Below are 16,234 nucleotides of genomic sequence, written 5' to 3' on the forward strand. Positions count from 1 at the left end.
GGAGCAAGAATGGGCATACGGGACTCCAGCGCGCCTTCGGTCCGGGTGGCAGGTCAGGCGCCAGGGGGAAAGTTCATCGTCATCGAGGGGATCGACGGCTCGGGGACGACGACACAAGCCGAGAGGTATGCGGCACATCTCCGGTCACGTCGCCGCATGGTGCACGTCACCCGCGAGCCGAGCGGTGGACCGATCGGTGCGCAAATCCGGCAAGTACTGACCCAACGACTCACCCTGCCGACCACCAACCAGGCGCAGGTCATGGCCTTGCTCTTCGCAGCAGATCGCCTGGATCACGTCGCCGCGGAGATCACTCCCCTGCTCGAGGACGGCTATGTCGTCATCTCGGACCGCTACGATCTGTCGAGCCTCGCGTATCAGGTCACGTCGGCACAGGAGGAGAGCGAGGCGCTGGGGGGCCCACCCTCTTCGGGGACCATGCTGAGGTGGATCCGGGAGCTCAACCGGTACGCTCTCCGGCCGCACCTCACCCTCGTGCTCGATGTCGATCCAGAGGTCGCGGCGCAGCGGCGGAAGGGGCGCGGAGGGGCGCGTGAGCTTTACGACGACGCCGAGCTCCAGGCGCGCCTGGCGGGCGCTTATCGACGTGCAGAGGAACTCTTGCCCGGCGACCATGTCGTCCACATCGACGGCAATGGCGAACCTGACGAAATCGCACGAGCTATCGAAGCAGTACTACGGCCCCTCGTCGGGGCTTGAGGAGGGGTCGTGCATGGCATGGGCATGAGGGAGCGCCTCGAGAGCTTCTTGCTGGTGATTGCCGTCGGCGCGACCGTCGCCATCGGCGCCAAGCGGATCGGCATTCCGTACAATGTTGCGCTCGTCGTGGTCGGTCTGCTCCTCGTGGTGCTGGACGTCCTCCCGACCACACCCATGGATCCAGAGGTCATCCTGATCGGATTTCTTCCGGTCCTGGTATTCGAGAGCGCGCTGTTCGCGGATGCCGACGGCCTGCGCGCTGCGAGCCGACCCATCCTGGCGCTCGCGGTGCCCGGCGTGGCGATCTCGCTCCTCGCCACAGCCGCTGTCGCCACGTACGCGCTGGATCTGCCTTTCTCCGTCGCCCTGTTGCTCGGTGCCCTGCTCGCCATCACCGACACCGTGAGCGTGCTGCTGGCGTTCCGCAGCGTCCGCGTTCCGCATCGGCTCGCCGCGATCATGGAGGGCGAGAGCCTGTTCAACGACGGCACCGCCCTCGTGCTGGTGTCATTGACCTCCCGCGTCGTCCTCACGGGGGCGTTCTCGGCGCCCGAGACGGCAAAGGCGCTCGGTATGGCCATGCTCGGGGGGGTGGCCCTCGGTGTCTTGTTTGGTGTGATGGGGGCGAGTGTGCTCAGGCGCGCGCCGGATCACCTCACGGCCATCCTCGCTTCCACCATCCTCGTCTTCGCGACAGCCCTCATCTCCGAGCACGTCCACGCCTCTCCCGTCATCGCCGTGGTCGTCGCGGGCGTCATCGTAGGCCGCGCTGCGCGCAACGTCCTCGAACCTTCGCGTGTGCTCGCCCTGCAAGGCTTCTGGGAGACGGCAGGCTTCGGGCTCAACGTCCTCATCTTCTTGCTCGTCGGCCTCCAGATCCAGGTCTCGATGCTGATCGAGGAGGCCAGCTCCATCGCGCTGGCCCTCATCGCCCTGCACGCGGGGCGCGCGGTGGCAGTCTATGGCTGCTTCGGTCTGCTCCGGGCCGTCGCTCGCGAGCGCGTCCCGATGCGCTGGCAGCACGTCATGGTGATCGGCAACATCAAGGGGGCGCTGTCCATGGCGGCGGTGCTCAGCTTGCCAGCCAACACGCCTTACCGTGATCGTCTGATCACCATCGTCTTCGGCATCACCTTCGTCACCCTCATGACGCAGGCTCTTCCCTTCGAACGCCTCCTCCTGATGCTCAAGGTCGCATTCAGGGGCAACTCGGGTCGAGAAGGCATCAGCGAAGCCAAGGCGACATTGATCGCTGCGCGCAAAGGTCAGGCCGAGCTCGATGAGCTGCTCAGCTCCGGTCTCGTCTCACGGAAAGAGCACGCCGAGCGTCGCGCTGCCTTTCAGCTCCGCGTGATCAAGGCGGAAGAGCTGCTGCGCAGCCCGGAAGGCGAGGCGGCGCGCGATCACGTGGTCGACCTTTCGCTCCTGAACGCTCAGAAGGCTGCGCTCGTCGACGCCGCGCGCCGAGGTTTGATCGACGCGGATACCGCGAACTCACAGGTCAACGACATCGATCGGACCTTGATGAACATGATGCATCATGCACCTGAACCCAATGAACACTAGAGGGAGCCTCGAATGCGCGTCGTGATAGCGGGTGCAGGGCGCGCTGGTTTGAGCGTGGCCATTCACCTTCGTGAAATGGGTCACGACGTGACCGTCGTGGATCGCGATCCCACGCTCACGTCACGCGCTTTCGAGCAGCACGGCCTCATCGCGCTCGTCGGAGACGCGACCGATGCTCGCCTTCTGAAGGAGGCCGAGGTCTCGCGCGCGGATGTCGTCGCGGCGATGCTGCGTCGCGACTCGGACAACCTCGCTGTTGCGCTGCTCTCGCAGGCTGCAGGGGCGGGCCGGGTCATGGTGCGCATGAGAGACCCGGAGTATGGCCCGGTGTACGAGCGTGCCAAGATCGACCGCGTCTTCTCGGAGATGGACGTTTTCATCGGGGCGATGGGGACGGCGATCGAACATTCGGCGGTGCGTCACGCCCTCCTTCTCGGCAAAGGAGCTTCCGTCGCCTTCGAGATGGAGATCCCTCCCGACGCTGCCGTGGTGGGACAGACCGTGAGCGCGATCGCGGCGGATCCCGAGTTCCCGATCTCCTGTGTGTTTGCCGCCATGCACCTCCCGGACGGCACCGTCCAGGCGCCGCGGGGCTCTTCCATCGTCCAGTCCGGGATGCTCCTGCTCCTCGTCGCGGCGCGACACGAGCTGGGCCATGTGATCCCTTTCTTTTTGCGCAAAGGGTCCTGATTCATCCAGGAGGCCGCTGGCGCCGGGGGAGGAGCGTGTTGCTCCCGGGGCTCAGCGGTTCGGCTTGGCGTGTCGAAGCACGGCCTGGATGACGAGGGTCGGGTCGATCGGCTTGATGAGGTAGGCGAGGAACCCGGCAGCGAGCGCGCGCGAGCTGGCCATGGAGTCCGCGTACGCGGAGAGCGCAATGAAGGGCGCCTGGAGCCCGCGCCGGCGCGCCTCTTCGACGAGCCAGATGCCGTCGTGACCGGGCAGGCCGATGTCACTGATCACGACATCGAACTGGGTTCCGCCGAGCGCTTCGAGGGCCGTGACGCTGTCGAACGCGGTCTTCACGCGAGCACCATGCTCTTCCACCACCATGGCCAGCAGCTCGCTGCTGTCCGCGTCGTCCTCGACGATCAGTACAGCGAAACCCTCGAGCTGAGCCGCCCTGAGAGCGGGCGATGAGCCGGTCGGTTCATCCTGCGCGCGCTGGGACATACCTTGTCCTTAGCATCCGTTCCGGTCATTGCGATACGTCACTTGCTTGATAGGTTCTCTATCCAACCCAACGGCGCGGGACTGTGCGCCGCAGATGGAGGGCGCCTTGGAACGGTTCGTCGCCTTGCTCCATACACTGCTTCTCGGCGAGGCTGTCGTCGTCAACGGCATCCATGTACGGAGGGCCAGCTTGCTGGGGTTTCAGGTCGCTGGAGCGACTGGATTGCTGGAGGCGCGGGATGCCGCCCGCAGGATCGGCCGCCTGGCGAAGACCCGGCCGGTGCGCATCGCGCTCTGCAGTCGCTGTGGCGGCGACGGCCTGGGAAGGCGCGACCGCGGCTCCTGCGGTCTGTGCAAGGGGTCTGGTCTCCAGATCACCGAGCCTCCGCTGGGATGGCGTGACGCGATGAGCGCAGACCTGGCGGCGGGGGCGAGGCAAGCGCGGGCGGCCTTGGCGACCGTCCGCCACCCGAGGGCGAAGGCCAGCTTGCTCACGCTGCTGGGCCAGCTCGAGGCGGGGGCGCTACGGGATTCGGCCTGAGAGGCGGGCCACCACGGCGACGAGCTCTGCCGGGTCGATGGGCTTCGGGGCGTGGAGGTCGAAGCCCTCCAGGAGGGCACGGGTTCGATCCTGCGCCCTCGCGTGCGCCGTGAGCGCGACCGCCGGGGTGCGGCCGCCCTGCTCTGGTCGCAGCGTCCGGAGCTGGCGGATGAGCGCATAGCCATCGCGCCCCGGCATGGCGATGTCCGAGATGAGCACATTCGGCAGATCGCGCTCGACTCGCTCCAGGGCCTCTGCGGCGGTGAGCGCCGAGCTCACCTGAGCGCCGGCTTGCTCCAGCGTGGCGCTCAGGAGATCGAGGGCATCGGGAGAGTCATCGACGACGAGCACCCGCACCCCGGTCAGCCGCACGGCAGGAGCTCCTTCCGTATCGAGCGACGCCATGTCGTCGATCACGGCGCGAGCTGTCCGGCGCGGAGATCTCGAGACGGGCAACCTGACCAGGAACGTCGCTCCTTGGCCTTCGCCGTCGCTCTCGGCCGTCACCGTCCCGCCGTGGAGTTCGACGAGGTGCCGGGAGATGGCGAGCCCCAGGCCGAGGCCACTGATCTGGCGCCCACCAGCTCCCTCCGAGGGCCTGAAATGCTCAAAAATGTGCGGCAGGATCTCAGGCCGAATCCCCTGACCCGTGTCTCGGACCGTGAGTTCGATCCAGTCGCCGGCCTGCAACACCATCACCTGAACGCGCCCGCCCTCGAAGGTAAACTTGACCGCGTTCGAGATGAGGTTCCACAGGACCTGCTGAAGGCGCCCTGGGTCCCCCAGCACCGTGCCGAGGCTTGGTTCCACCGCGACGTCGATGGAGATGTCCTTGCTTGCCGCGGAACCTCGGATCGCTTCGATCGCCCCCTCGACGACCAGCGGAAGATCCACGGCGGTCGTCTCGATCTGGAGTTTGCCGCTGGCGATGCGGGCGATGTCGAGCAGATCCTCGATGAGCTGTGCCTGCGTCTTGGCATTCCGCTCCACGATCTCGAGCGCTCGGTTCTCCTTGTCCTGTGGCAATGCGGTCGTCCGCAGCACCCGGGTCCAGCCAAGGATGGCTGTGAGAGGGGTCCGCAGCTCGTGGGAGACGAGGGCGAGGAACTCGTCCTTCAGGCGGCTTCCTTCCTCGGCACGGGCACGCTCCCGCTGCGCAGCGCTGAAAAGGCGAGCACGATCGATGGCGAGAGCGGCGCGCTCTGCCACCTCCTGAGCAAGGAGAAGGTCGTCGGAGCCATATCCCTTCGACTCCCCGATCCTGCCGATCTCGATCGAACCGATCACGTGCCGCTGGACGCGGAGGGGAACGGTGATGACGGTGCTGGCGTCGAGCGCCGTGAGACGCGCGATGCGCCCCCCATCCTCGGCGCCCGCTTCGGAGATATGGGTCAAGATCTCAGGCTCGCCAGTGCGGAGTGTGGAGGCGTAGCCCGACCCTTGAGGTGCCGTGACGCTGCTCGTTGCAGCCCCGTACGCGGGATAGCGCGTATCGAGATCTTCCAGCAGATCTTTGTGGCCAGCCACCACATGCGCAGCGGCAATCAGCTCTACCCGTCCACCTTCATTCAGCAGGTGAACGACACAGAAGTCTGCAAACTCGGGCACGAGGAGCCGAGCGAGCGCGCGCGATGCTGCGCCCACATCGATGGGAGCCCACAGATCCGCGCTGGCTCGTCCCAGCAGCGCCACTGCACGCGGGCTCGACAGCTTGCACCCTGCGCCACCCACACCGGCGTCCTCGCTGCTCCCGTTTTCAGGCGTCGATTCCGAGGGGCCCCCCTCCTGCCCTACGCTGCGCTCACCCAGGCGGGCCGTGTCGATGATCGCGCAGCCGACCCCGATGACCTCGCCCCCGCTGTGCACCGGCAGGTAGCTGATGAGCAGATTTCCTGGCGCTGTGAAGTCCTGTGGAGCGCCCTTCGAGAGCCTCTCGTTCAGGATGGGCTCACCGGTTTGCAGCACGCGCCGGATGTGATCCGCAGTCACCGACCAGAGCGACGGTGCCACTTCGGCCATGGTGCGGCCGATGTGTTCGGTCGATGAGCCACCCGCCAGCTCCACCATCAGGTCGTTGACCGCGACCAAACGATGCTGGCCATCGAGGAGAGCCAGTCCGATGGGGGCGCGCCTGAAGATGACATCGAAGGGCCAGCTCTGGTCCGCATCGGAGCCGGTCGAGCGCATCACCACGCTCGGCTTCGCAGAGAACTCTTGGGTGTCCATCTAGCTGGGCGGCGTGCGCGTAGGGGCGTTCGCCGGACAGTCGCAGTGTTCCATGCAGTTTACTCCCCAACCATCAGGGAGAGCCGGGCCTGCGGTTGGGGGGCTGCCTGTTGATGTCGTGTGGGAACTCTAGCGTCGGGGGCAGAGCAGGGAAAAACGCCCTGCTCCTCCGCATGGTGTCTCCGGGCGCAGTGGTACCGTTGGGGGTCGAATTCCTCGCGCTGCCCGGTTCGCTTTGCTGGGGAAACGAGCGCTCTACGCGAACGCGGTCCGGTGGGCTCGCGTGTACGACGTCGCAGCACCTTCCGAGTGTCTCGGGCGCTTCACGAGCCAGCGGCGAAGTCCTGTGGTCCCCCGTCCAGCGAGGCTGCGACCGCCGCTGCACGAGAGGATGTGAGACCCACTCCGAGAGGCTCAGAACGTGAAGTGCGCTGAAACCGAGCTGCCGTTGAAGCTCACCATTCCCCTCGTGACGGGGGGATGAGGCGCGCTCGCCGGCCCCGAGGTGGTCTGCCCCTTCGAAGGGACGCGCTTCCCGCCAATCACCCACAGCGGGATCCCGACGGCCATGGCGGCGAGGCCGGTCCCCAGCGTGATCCAGCCGGCGGTCACGAGCCCCACGTCGTTCTCGTTCCGACACTGGTACATGGCTCCGTTGTATCCATTGTCGCAGTAAATCTCGTAGCGGCCGGTTCCGTACGACAGGAAGATGCCGCTGGTGACGAGGCCTGCGGCGCCCGCGAGGGTCAGCAACATCCCGCCCGCCATGAGGGAGGGGTCGTTTCTTTCCAGCTGCTGCGGGTCCGTGATGGCAGGGACGCGCGGGGGAAATGGCACATGGCGGGCATCGCCTGGCGCATGGACGGGCGGGGAGCCATACCCAGGGGCGTAGGGCGGATAGGCCGGCGGCATCGCCCCCCCGGGAGCATTCCGACCTGCAGGATCAGCAGGCCCGGTATACGAACCAGCCGTCGGCATGGCGGGCGGTGGTTGCGACGTCCACGAGGGAGATGGGGGGGGTTGCGGGGCCGACGAAGCCGCGGGGGGGGAGGAATCCGAGCGCGAGGGCTGGGCTGCCGAGGTGAGCGACAGCGTGAGGACACATACCGCCGAGGCGACCAAGGGGGCCGTCTTCAAGCCCGGAACGAGCGTCGCTTGGTGAGAGCCGCGAGGCACAGAGCGGGTGCGCGAGCGGAGCATGAGGTCCTCGTTCGTGAGAGTGCTGAGCGTCAGCGGACGGCCACGTGGCGCTGTGGGAGGGCTTTGCATCGAGGGGGCCTGCGAGCGGATGGGTGGCACCTCGAGCGCCTGGGCTGCGAGGTGGCGGTCTGCGACGTCCGCGCGGTCGCGCGGGGCGACGCTGGGACGTGTGAAGGGCTGGCCAAGGCGACGGCGCTCTTGGCCGTCAGGGGCATCCACAGGGGCGTCTACCCATCTTCGCCACCCTGCCCCCTCGACGACGCCCGTTCCGCGCTCCTCGTCGACACCCCGGGGGCTGGATCTGGGCGGGATCGTGGAGAGACGCGGGGCAGAGGCGAACCGCGGACATGAAGGTCCCCTCCCGACGCCGATGGGCGAGGCGACGGAGCATTGCCGCTGCCGCACGCGCCCGGTGCCGGGAGACTCTCTGCTCACAGTCCGACGGTAGCCAACGCTGTCGATCCCGCCAAGAGGGGCGAAATCGACGCACCGAATGCGTCGGTAGCCATGATCCGTGGGAGATGGACGCGACGCCTGCTTGACACCGTTGTCCGCCTGGGTATTCTCCGCGTCCCCGCTTCTACCCGGCGGACATTCACGCACTATGCCGACCATCAGCCAGCTCGTTCGTCTGGGCCGCGAGGCCACCCGGTACAAGACGGCGTCCCCCGCCCTCAAGTCGTGCCCTCAGCGGCGCGGTGTCTGTGTACGTGTGTACACCACTACGCCCAAGAAGCCGAACTCCGCGCTCCGCAAGGTGTGCCGTGTACGGCTCTCGAACCAGATGGAAGTGACGAGCTACATCCCTGGTGAAGGGCACAACCTGCAAGAGCACTCTGTCGTGCTCATCCGCGGTGGCCGTGTGAAGGACCTCCCGGGGGTTCGTTACCACGTGGTCCGCGGAACCCTCGACGCCTCCGGCGCCGCAGGCCCCAGCTCGACCAACAAGGCGACCCGAAACCGCAAGCGCTCGAAGTACGGCGTGAAGCGGCCGAAGCGCTGATCCGGAGCTCAGTAGAGGAATCCCATGCCCCGTCGTCGCGAAGTCCCGAAGCGGAAGATCATTCCGGACCCCAAGCACAAGGACAAGCTCGTCGCCAAGTTCACTAATTCCCTGATGTTCTCGGGGAAGAAGTCGACGGCGGAGGGCATCCTTTATGGTGCCTTCGATATCGTGCGTGATCGCTTCAAGGAAGAGCCCATCGAGATCTTCCGCAAGGCGCTCGACAACGTGAAGCCGAAGCTCGAGGTCAAGAGCCGTCGCGTCGGCGGTGCCACCTACCAGGTGCCCGTCGAAGTGCGCCCGGAGCGCCGTGTGGCTCTTGCCATGCGCTGGCTGGTGATGTACTCGCGCGGTCGTGGTGAGAAGACGATGCGTGAGCGTCTCGCTGCTGAGCTGGTCGATGCCGCTCAGAACCGCGGCAACGCGGTGAAGAAGCGCGACGATACGCACAAGATGGCCGAAGCGAACAAGGCGTTCGCTCACTACCGCTGGTAGTTCGGTCTCTTCCGGCGTTTCAGGTCACTTCCTCCCATCGGGCCATCCGCGACAACACGTCCAATAGCCGCAGGCTAGGAGAAGCGTAGAGAGAATGGCGCAGGCCACATAAGGATCGGGTTACGAGCAGGCTCCCCTCGGCATCAAGGGCACTCCATCCATGGAGTCCTGCCGAGCATGAGGAGCAGACAATCTGCCGCCGTACCCCGACACCCTCTCCAGGATCATGTGCTCGCCAATCGGAGGCGGGCCGGGCTGGAGAGGGTGTTTTGCATCCTGGCCTCGAAACCCCTCACGCCTGGAACCAGGGAGAGAACAAGTGGCTCGCGACTACAGCCTGGAGAGGACACGCAACATCGGGATCATGGCCCACATCGATGCGGGCAAGACCACGGTCACCGAGCGCATCCTCTATTACACGGGCGTCAACTACAAGCTGGGTGAGGTCCACGAAGGCGCAGCCACGATGGACTGGATGGTGCAGGAGCAGGAGCGCGGCATCACCATCACCTCGGCCGCGACCAACTGCTTCTGGACGCCTGGCAGCGGTCCTCAAAAAGGGATCTCTCACCGCATCAACATCATCGACACGCCCGGCCACGTCGACTTCACCATCGAGGTGGAGCGAAGCCTGCGCGTGCTCGATGGCGCTGTTGCCGTGTTCGATGGCGGAAACGGCGTCGAGCCGCAGAGCGAGACGGTATGGCGTCAGGCTGACAAGTATGGCGTTCCGCGGATGGCGTTCATCAACAAGATGGACAAGGTCGGTGCAGATTTCGACATGTGCGTCGACTCCATCCGCGAGCGGCTCGGCGCGAACCCCGTCGCCGTGCAGTACCCCGTGGGAGCCGAAGACTCGTTCCGCGGCGTGATCGACCTGATCAGCATGCGCGCCGCGATCTACGACGAGCAGACCAAAGGCAAAGACTTCAGCTGGGAGACGATCCCCAGCGACCTGCTGCCGCGGTGCACCGAGCTCCGTGAAAAGCTCATCGAGGCTTGTGCGGATGCGAGTGAGCAGGTGATGGAGAAGTTCATCGGTGGCGATCTCGACGGGATCACCGAGGATGAACTCCACGCGGCCATTCGTGCTGGGACCCTGGGCTTCAAGCTCGTCCCTGTTCTGTGCGGTTCCGCATTCCGGAACAAAGGTGTCCAGCAGCTGCTCGACGCGGTGACCAGCTACCTGCCCTCGCCTCTGGACATCCCTCCGGTGGAAGGAACGCTCCCGGACAAGAAGGACAAGGTCGTTGCCCGAAAGGCGAGCGACGAGGAGCCTTTCGCCGCCCTCGCCTTCAAGGTCATGAACGACCAGTTCGGAACGCTCACCTTCTTCCGTGTCTACTCGGGCACGACGAAGAGCGGCGCCAGCGTGATGAACTCCACGCGAGGACGTCGCGAGCGGTTCGGCCGCATCCTGCGCATGCACGCGAACAAGCGCGAAGAGATCGATATCTGCTACGCAGGGAACATCTACGCGGCGGTGGGGCTGCGCGACACCTACACGGGTGACACGCTCTGCGACGACAAGCACCAGATCGTGCTCGAGCGGATGGAGTTTCCCGATCCGGTCATCTCGATCGCCATCGAACCGAAGACCAAGGCCGATCTCGACAAGCTCTCCCTCAGCCTGCAGAAGCTGATGAATGAGGACCCGTCCTTCCGGACCTTCACGAACGAAGAGACGGGCCAGACGATCATCGCCGGCATGGGCGAGCTTCACCTGGAGATCATCGTCGACAGGCTGAAGCGCGAGTTCAAGGTCGACGCGAATGTCGGCCGGCCGCAGGTCGCCTACCGTGAGAGTGTCGTCGGCAGCGCGCGGAAGATCGAGGGGCGCTTCGTTCGTCAGAGCGGTGGCCATGGCCAGTACGGCCACGTGGTCATCGATCTGGAGCCCGCGGAGCGTGGTGAAGGCTTCGTCTTCGTCAACGACATCGCCGGGGGCGTGATCCCGAAGGAATTCATTCCCTCCATCGAGAAGGGCGTGCGCGACGCGATGGGGCGGGGTGTCCTCGCGGGTTATCCCATCGTGGACGTCAAAGTGCGCGTCTTCGATGGCAGCTTCCACGAGGTCGACTCTTCGGGCCCCGCCTTCGAGGTGGCCGGGTCGATCGCCTTCCAGGAGGCCTGCAAGGTGGCCCAGATCCAGCTCCTCGAGCCGATGATGGCCGTCGAGGTGGTCTGCCCCGAGAGTTACCTCGGGGATGTAATTGGCGACCTTCTGGCGCGCCGAGGCAAGGTGCTGGACATCGGCCAGCGCGGCACGGCTCGCGTGATCAAGGGCGAGGTTCCCCTCGCCGCGATGTTCGGCTACGCAACGGACGTCCGTTCAAAGACGCAGGGTCGAGCGACCCACACAATGCAGTTTTCTCATTACGCACCGGTACCGGTGACGATCCAGGATGAGATCGTCACCAAGCAGCGAGGGTAGAGACGCGCCATGGCCAAGGAGAAATTCAATCGTACGAAGCCCCACGTCAACGTGGGCACCATCGGTCACATCGACCACGGCAAGACCACCCTGACGGCTTCGATCGTCAAGGTGCAGTCGAAGCGCCAGATGGCCAAGGCGATCTCGTACGCCGACATCGCGAAGGGTGGAACGGTCCGTGACGACACGAAGACCGTCACGATCGCGGCGGCTCACGTCGAGTACGAGTCGCCGAACCGACACTACGCGCACGTCGACTGCCCCGGGCACGCCGACTACATCAAGAACATGATCACCGGCGCCGCGCAGATGGACGGCGCGATCCTGGTGGTCTCGGCGCTCGACAGCGTCATGCCGCAGACCCGTGAGCACGTGCTGCTCGCGCGTCAGGTCGGCCTGAACCACATCGTCGTGTTCCTCAACAAGTGTGACGCAGTGGACGACCCCGAGATGCTCGACCTCGTCGAGATGGAGGTCCGCGAGCTGCTGAACAAGTACAAGTTCGACGGCGACAACGCTCCCGTGATCCGCGGTGCGGCGCTTCCCGCGCTGCAGGGCGAGGCGAAGTGGGAGGAGAAGATCGGCGAGCTCCTCGCGGCGCTCGACAGCTACATCCCCGAGCCGCAGCGCGACATCGACAAGCCGTTCCTGATGGCAGTCGAGGACGTGTTCTCGATCAAGGGCCGCGGCACGGTTGCCACGGGTCGTATCGAGCGCGGCGTGGTCAAGGTCGGCGAGGAGGTCCAGATCATCGGCTTCCGCGACACCAAGAAGACCACGGTCACCGGCGTCGAGATGTTCCGGAAGCTGCTCGACCAGGGGCAGGCCGGCGACAACGTGGGCTGCCTGCTGCGTGGTGTCGAGAAGGAGGAGATCGAGCGCGGTCAGGTGCTCGCGAAGCCCGGCTCGATCACGCCGCACACCAAGTTCACGGGTGAGGTGTACGTGCTGAAGAAGGAGGAGGGCGGCCGTCACACGCCGTTCTTCACGAACTACCGGCCTCAGTTCTACATCCGCACGACCGACGTCACCGGGACGGTTCAGCTGCCCGAGGGCGTGAAGATGGTGATGCCGGGCGACAACATCACGATGACCATCGAGCTGATCGCTCCGGTCGCGCTGGAGGAGCAGATGCGCTTCGCCATCCGCGAGGGTGGGAAGACGGTCGGCGCCGGCGTGGTCACCAAGATCCTGGCGTGAAGGGACGCGCACCATGGCTGAGACGACCAAGATCCGCATTCGCCTGAAGGCGTTTGATCACCAGCTGCTCGACAAGTCGACCAGCGACATCGTGGAGACCGCAAAGCGCACCGGCGCTCGTGTGGCTGGGCCCATCCCCCTGCCGACCGAGATCCGCCGTTACACCGTGCTGCGTGGACCCCACGTCGACAAGAAGTCCCGCGAGCAGTTCGAGATCCGGACGCACAAGCGGCTCCTGGACATCATCGAGCCCACCCAGCAGACCCTGGACGCGCTGATGAAGCTCGACCTGTCGGCCGGCGTGGATGTTGAAATCAAGAGCTGAGGCCGCGGATCAAGACATCCATCGCCTGGAGACATGACCCATGAAAGTGACGGTCTACAACCTGAAGCGGGAGGCAGTCGGTGAACTCGACCTGTCCGACGACGTCTTCGGGACCGAGGTCAAAGAGCACCTCTTTTACGAGGTGGTGAAGGCTCAGCTCGCGTCGCGACGCGCTGGGACGAAGGCTACGAAGGAGCGCTCAGCGGTCGCTGGCTCTTCAAAGAAGCTGTATCGCCAGAAGGGCACGGGCCGCGCGCGGCAGGGGTCCATCCGCGCCCCCCACCACGCCGGTGGTGGCCACGCGCACGCCCTCACGCCGCAGGACTGGTCGTACCGGCCGCCGCGCAAGGTGCGCATCGGCGCGCTGAAGAGTGCCCTGTCGCTCTTCGCGAAGGAGAACCGGCTCATCGTTCTCGACACGCTGGATCTGCCGGAGATCAAGACGAAGGCGCTCGTCACCACGCTGGAGACGCTGCAGGTGGGCAAGAAGTCGCTGGTGGTGGACAGCCCCAGCAACGAGAAGCTCGTCAAGAGCATCCGCAACCTGGTCGAGCACCAGTTCCTGCCCCCCGAAGGGGTCAACGTTTACGACCTTCTTCGACACGATCACCTCGTCGTGTCGCGGGAAGCCGCCAAGGCCCTCGAGGCGCGCTGCCTCCGCTAGAGGCTCCGGAGGGGAAGGAGAGACTCCATGCAGCTCACGCCCGAGCAGATTATCCGCAGGCCTATCATCCTCACCGAGAAGTCGGCACGGCTTCGCGAAGGGGACAACAAGGTCATCTTCGAGGTTCGTCGCGAGGCGAACAAGATTCAGATCAAGGACGCGATCCAGACCCTCTTCAAGGTGGGTGTGCTCGACGTCAACACCATGGTCCTTCGTGGCAAGGACAAGCGCATGGGGCGCGGCTACGCCAAGCTGCGCAACTGGAAGAAGGCGATCGTCACGCTGAAGGCTGGCGACGAGATCCAGTTCTTCGACGAGGAGAAGGCTGAGTAGCCATGGGTATCAGAAACTTCAAGCCGACCTCGCCGGGACGGCGGTTCTACTCGGTCAGCGACTTCAAGGAGATCACGAAGTCGGAGCCCGAGCGATCGCTGGTCGAGAAGCAGAGCGCGACGGGCGGTCGTAACAACTACGGCCGCATCACCTCGCGCTTCCGTGGCGGTGGTCACAAGCAGCGCTACCGCGTCATCGACTTCCGTCGGGACAAGATCGGTATCCCCGCGAAGGTCGCGTCCGTGGAGTACGATCCCAACCGTACCGCCCGGATCGCGCTGCTTCACTACGCCGATGGCGAGAAGCGGTACATCCTCGCGCCGGATGGTCTCGTGGTCGGCTCGACCATCGTGTCCAGCCGGAACGCGGACATCAAGCCGGGCAATAGCCTGCCGCTTCGTTTCATCCCGCCGGGCACGGCGATCCACAACATCGAGATCAAGCTCGGTAAGGGTGGTCAGCTCGTTCGCTCTGCTGGTGTGAGCGCGCAGCTCATGGCGAAGGACGGCGACTACGCCCAGCTCCGCCTGCCCAGCGGCGAGATCCGGCGCGTTCGCCTCGACTGCCGCGCCACCATCGGCCAGGTGTCGAACGTCGATCACGCCAACATCAGCCTCGGCAAGGCGGGGCGTACCCGCTGGCTGGGCTGGCGTCCTCACAACCGCGGTGTGACGATGAACCCCGTCGATCACCCGATGGGTGGTGGTGAGGGGCGTACGAGCGGCGGCCGGCATCCGTGCTCGCCGTGGGGCCAGCTCTCCAAGGGGCTGAAGACGCGGAACAACAAGCGCACGGACAACATGATCGTTCGACGACGCGGGACCAAGGGTTGAGCCATGCCTAGGAGCATCAAGAAAGGGCCTTTCATCGACGGCCACCTGCTGGAGAAGGTGCAGGCGGCTCAGGCGACCGGAGCGAAGAAGGTCATCAAGACCTGGTCGCGCCGCTCGACCATCCTGCCCGAGGCTGTCGGGTTGACCTTTGCGGTCCACAACGGCCGCAAGTTCGTGCCGGTCTTCGTGACGGAGAACATGGTCGGTCACAAGTTCGGCGAGTTCGCGCCGACTCGTACCTTCCACGGTCACTCCGGGGACAAGAAGTCCAAGGTCGGCAAGCCGGGCGGTCGCTGAGAGAAGTCGTTCCAGGGTGAGCGGCGCATGGACGCTGCTCACCTTGGCGTCGACTCTCAGTTCCTGCAGGCTCGCTCATCGAGCTAGCGTTCAAGGGTCAGGCAATCGCCTGACCCTTGGCGTTTTGTGTTCGTGAGATGCGGGCGGCCCAGACCTTGCTCGCCGAACGACCAACCATTCACGGGTCAGGCGATCGCCTGACCCTTGGCGTTTTGTTCATGGACTACGGAACGACTCAGAAGGTGCCGCGCACCCCTGCGTAGCCAGGTCCGAGCAGAAGCTGAGGACGCCCCGCGCTGGTCTGCGCCGCATCGGACGCCTCACTCCCGGTGATGCTGAGAACGAACAACGTCGCGCCCGCGGCCAGACCCGCAGCGCCGACGATGAGCCCGATGTTCGCCAGCGTTTGTTGCGTCTTTCCGGCATCGACATCGGACTGACGGTTGGGTGGACACCGCCCTCCGCAGGTCTCGGACAGGTCTGCGTACGTGCTGCTCGCCATCAAGCCAGCCACGGTGAAGAGAGCGAGGCCCGCCACCCCGACCCCGCCGGCCGCGTATGCATACGGTCGGAGCGCGCGGCGGGACTCCGGCACCCGCGTCTCGATCACCACGCCTTGGTCCACAGGAGCGGCTGGCGCTGGATCCAGCGTGAGCTCCTTCTTCTCGCCTGCTGCGAGCGTGAATTCCTCTCGAAGAGGCGCGCCAGCCGTGGAACTCAGCTCCACATCGATGGGCCCTGGCACCGCCGGAAACGGCTGGCCCCAGCGCGCCCGCGGGACCTCTCGTCCCCCGATGAGCAGGCTCTTCGCCGCTTCCGGGCTGGCCACCGTCACCGTGACGAGAGCGACCTTGCCCGCGAGCTGATCGCGCTCGGCGACGGCGTATTCGAGCGTCTCCGCGTACTTCCCTTCACTCGCTCGGGCCGTCGCGTCCTCGATCACCCCGTCGTACTCCAAATACGCTTCCACGGGCTCATCCAGCGCGACGAGCGCCCTCGCGATCTGGAAGCGGGAGTTGGGGCTCGGGACCGACGCATAGGACGCGCGGAACTCGATGATCGCCTCGTTGTAACGCTTGGATTTGTAGAGCGTGACCCCCTTCTTCATCGACTCCTGAGCCTTCTTGATCGCGTCTGGAGTTGGTGACGCCGGAGCGGTCTGGCCGAAGGCTGGCGTGACGGTGAGGGAGGCGAGTGACAGCGAGGTCGCCACGCAGAACGGAA

Annotated in this window: 17 protein-coding genes; 13 read left to right on the forward strand and 4 right to left on the reverse strand. The window is 65.4% G+C overall.

All coding sequences use genetic code 11. From position 1 onward, the window contains the following. Positions 1–9: 9 nt before the first annotated feature. Genes tmk through CMC5_RS09190 form a run of 3 tightly spaced genes read left to right on the forward strand, consistent with a single transcriptional unit; the run spans position 10 to position 2,976 of the window. A complete protein-coding gene (tmk, locus tag CMC5_RS09180) occupies positions 10–720 on the forward strand; it encodes a dTMP kinase (protein ID WP_063796247.1) in 711 nt (236 codons plus the stop codon). 24 nt (positions 721–744) lie between these two features. After that, positions 745–2,286, forward strand: coding sequence for a cation:proton antiporter (locus tag CMC5_RS09185; RefSeq protein ID WP_050435807.1), 1,542 nt, complete (start codon positions 745–747; stop codon positions 2,284–2,286). Positions 2,287–2,298: 12 nt separating this feature from the next. Further along, the gene (locus tag CMC5_RS09190; protein ID WP_050430043.1) at positions 2,299–2,976 is read left to right on the forward strand and encodes a potassium channel family protein; all 678 of its coding nucleotides are present in this window, start codon (positions 2,299–2,301) and stop codon (positions 2,974–2,976) included. 51 nt (positions 2,977–3,027) lie between these two features. Here the strand turns inward: CMC5_RS09190 and CMC5_RS09195 are convergent, their stop codons facing one another. Further along, a complete protein-coding gene (locus CMC5_RS09195; RefSeq protein ID WP_050430044.1) occupies positions 3,028–3,459 on the reverse strand; it encodes a response regulator in 432 nt (143 codons plus the stop codon). A 106-nt stretch (positions 3,460–3,565) separates the two neighbouring features. Between CMC5_RS09195 and CMC5_RS09200 the strand changes: the two genes are divergently transcribed. Next, positions 3,566–4,000 carry a hypothetical protein gene (locus CMC5_RS09200; protein WP_156338383.1) on the forward strand — a complete coding sequence of 145 codons (435 nt, stop codon included), beginning with the start codon at positions 3,566–3,568 and terminating at the stop codon, positions 3,998–4,000. Here CMC5_RS09200 and CMC5_RS09205 read toward each other — a convergent pair. Both CMC5_RS09205 and CMC5_RS09210 read right to left on the reverse strand, forming a co-directional pair. Further along, positions 3,983–6,226, reverse strand: coding sequence for an ATP-binding protein (locus CMC5_RS09205; protein ID WP_050430046.1), 2,244 nt, complete (start codon positions 6,224–6,226; stop codon positions 3,983–3,985). The genes CMC5_RS09200 and CMC5_RS09205 overlap by 18 nt on opposite strands. A 414-nt stretch (positions 6,227–6,640) precedes the next feature. After that, a complete protein-coding gene (locus tag CMC5_RS09210) occupies positions 6,641–6,982 on the reverse strand; it encodes a hypothetical protein (protein ID WP_156338384.1) in 342 nt (113 codons plus the stop codon). A gap of 1,048 nt (positions 6,983–8,030) precedes the next feature. On the opposite strand from CMC5_RS09210, the gene rpsL reads away from it, so the two are divergent. From rpsL to rpsS, 9 genes are all read left to right on the forward strand, one after another. Continuing rightward, on the forward strand, positions 8,031–8,429 hold the full coding sequence (rpsL, locus tag CMC5_RS09220) for a 30S ribosomal protein S12 (protein WP_050430049.1): 399 nt from the start codon (positions 8,031–8,033) through the stop codon (positions 8,427–8,429). 24 nt (positions 8,430–8,453) lie between these two features. Beyond that, positions 8,454–8,924 carry a 30S ribosomal protein S7 gene (gene rpsG, locus CMC5_RS09225; RefSeq protein ID WP_050430050.1) on the forward strand — a complete coding sequence of 157 codons (471 nt, stop codon included), beginning with the start codon at positions 8,454–8,456 and terminating at the stop codon, positions 8,922–8,924. Positions 8,925–9,243: 319 nt separating this feature from the next. Then, positions 9,244–11,358 carry an elongation factor G gene (gene fusA, locus CMC5_RS09230; protein WP_050430051.1) on the forward strand — a complete coding sequence of 705 codons (2,115 nt, stop codon included), beginning with the start codon at positions 9,244–9,246 and terminating at the stop codon, positions 11,356–11,358. A gap of 9 nt (positions 11,359–11,367) precedes the next feature. After that, entirely contained in the window at positions 11,368–12,558 is a 1,191-nt protein-coding gene (tuf, locus tag CMC5_RS09235; RefSeq protein WP_050430052.1) for an elongation factor Tu, read from the forward strand. A 13-nt stretch (positions 12,559–12,571) separates the two neighbouring features. Beyond that, a complete protein-coding gene (gene rpsJ / locus CMC5_RS09240) occupies positions 12,572–12,883 on the forward strand; it encodes a 30S ribosomal protein S10 (protein WP_044250896.1) in 312 nt (103 codons plus the stop codon). Positions 12,884–12,923: 40 nt separating this feature from the next. Then, on the forward strand, positions 12,924–13,547 hold the full coding sequence (rplD, locus tag CMC5_RS09245; protein WP_050430053.1) for a 50S ribosomal protein L4: 624 nt from the start codon (positions 12,924–12,926) through the stop codon (positions 13,545–13,547). A 27-nt stretch (positions 13,548–13,574) separates the two neighbouring features. Further along, positions 13,575–13,880 (forward strand): 50S ribosomal protein L23, encoded by a 306-nt coding sequence (locus CMC5_RS09250; RefSeq protein ID WP_050430054.1) that lies wholly within the window; start codon positions 13,575–13,577, stop codon positions 13,878–13,880. Between the two features lie 2 nt (positions 13,881–13,882). Beyond that, entirely contained in the window at positions 13,883–14,713 is an 831-nt protein-coding gene (rplB, locus tag CMC5_RS09255) for a 50S ribosomal protein L2 (RefSeq protein WP_050430055.1), read from the forward strand. Positions 14,714–14,716: 3 nt separating this feature from the next. Next, a complete protein-coding gene (gene rpsS / locus CMC5_RS09260; RefSeq protein ID WP_050430056.1) occupies positions 14,717–15,010 on the forward strand; it encodes a 30S ribosomal protein S19 in 294 nt (97 codons plus the stop codon). 235 nt (positions 15,011–15,245) lie between these two features. Here rpsS and CMC5_RS09265 read toward each other — a convergent pair whose 3' ends face one another. Further along, positions 15,246–16,223 carry a tetratricopeptide repeat protein gene (locus tag CMC5_RS09265; RefSeq protein ID WP_245678372.1) on the reverse strand — a complete coding sequence of 326 codons (978 nt, stop codon included), beginning with the start codon at positions 16,221–16,223 and terminating at the stop codon, positions 15,246–15,248. Between the last annotated feature and the right edge of the window lie 11 nt (positions 16,224–16,234).

Origin of the sequence: Chondromyces crocatus, assembly GCF_001189295.1 — a bacterium.
Taxonomy (GTDB): domain Bacteria; phylum Myxococcota_A; class Polyangia; order Polyangiales; family Polyangiaceae; genus Chondromyces; species Chondromyces crocatus.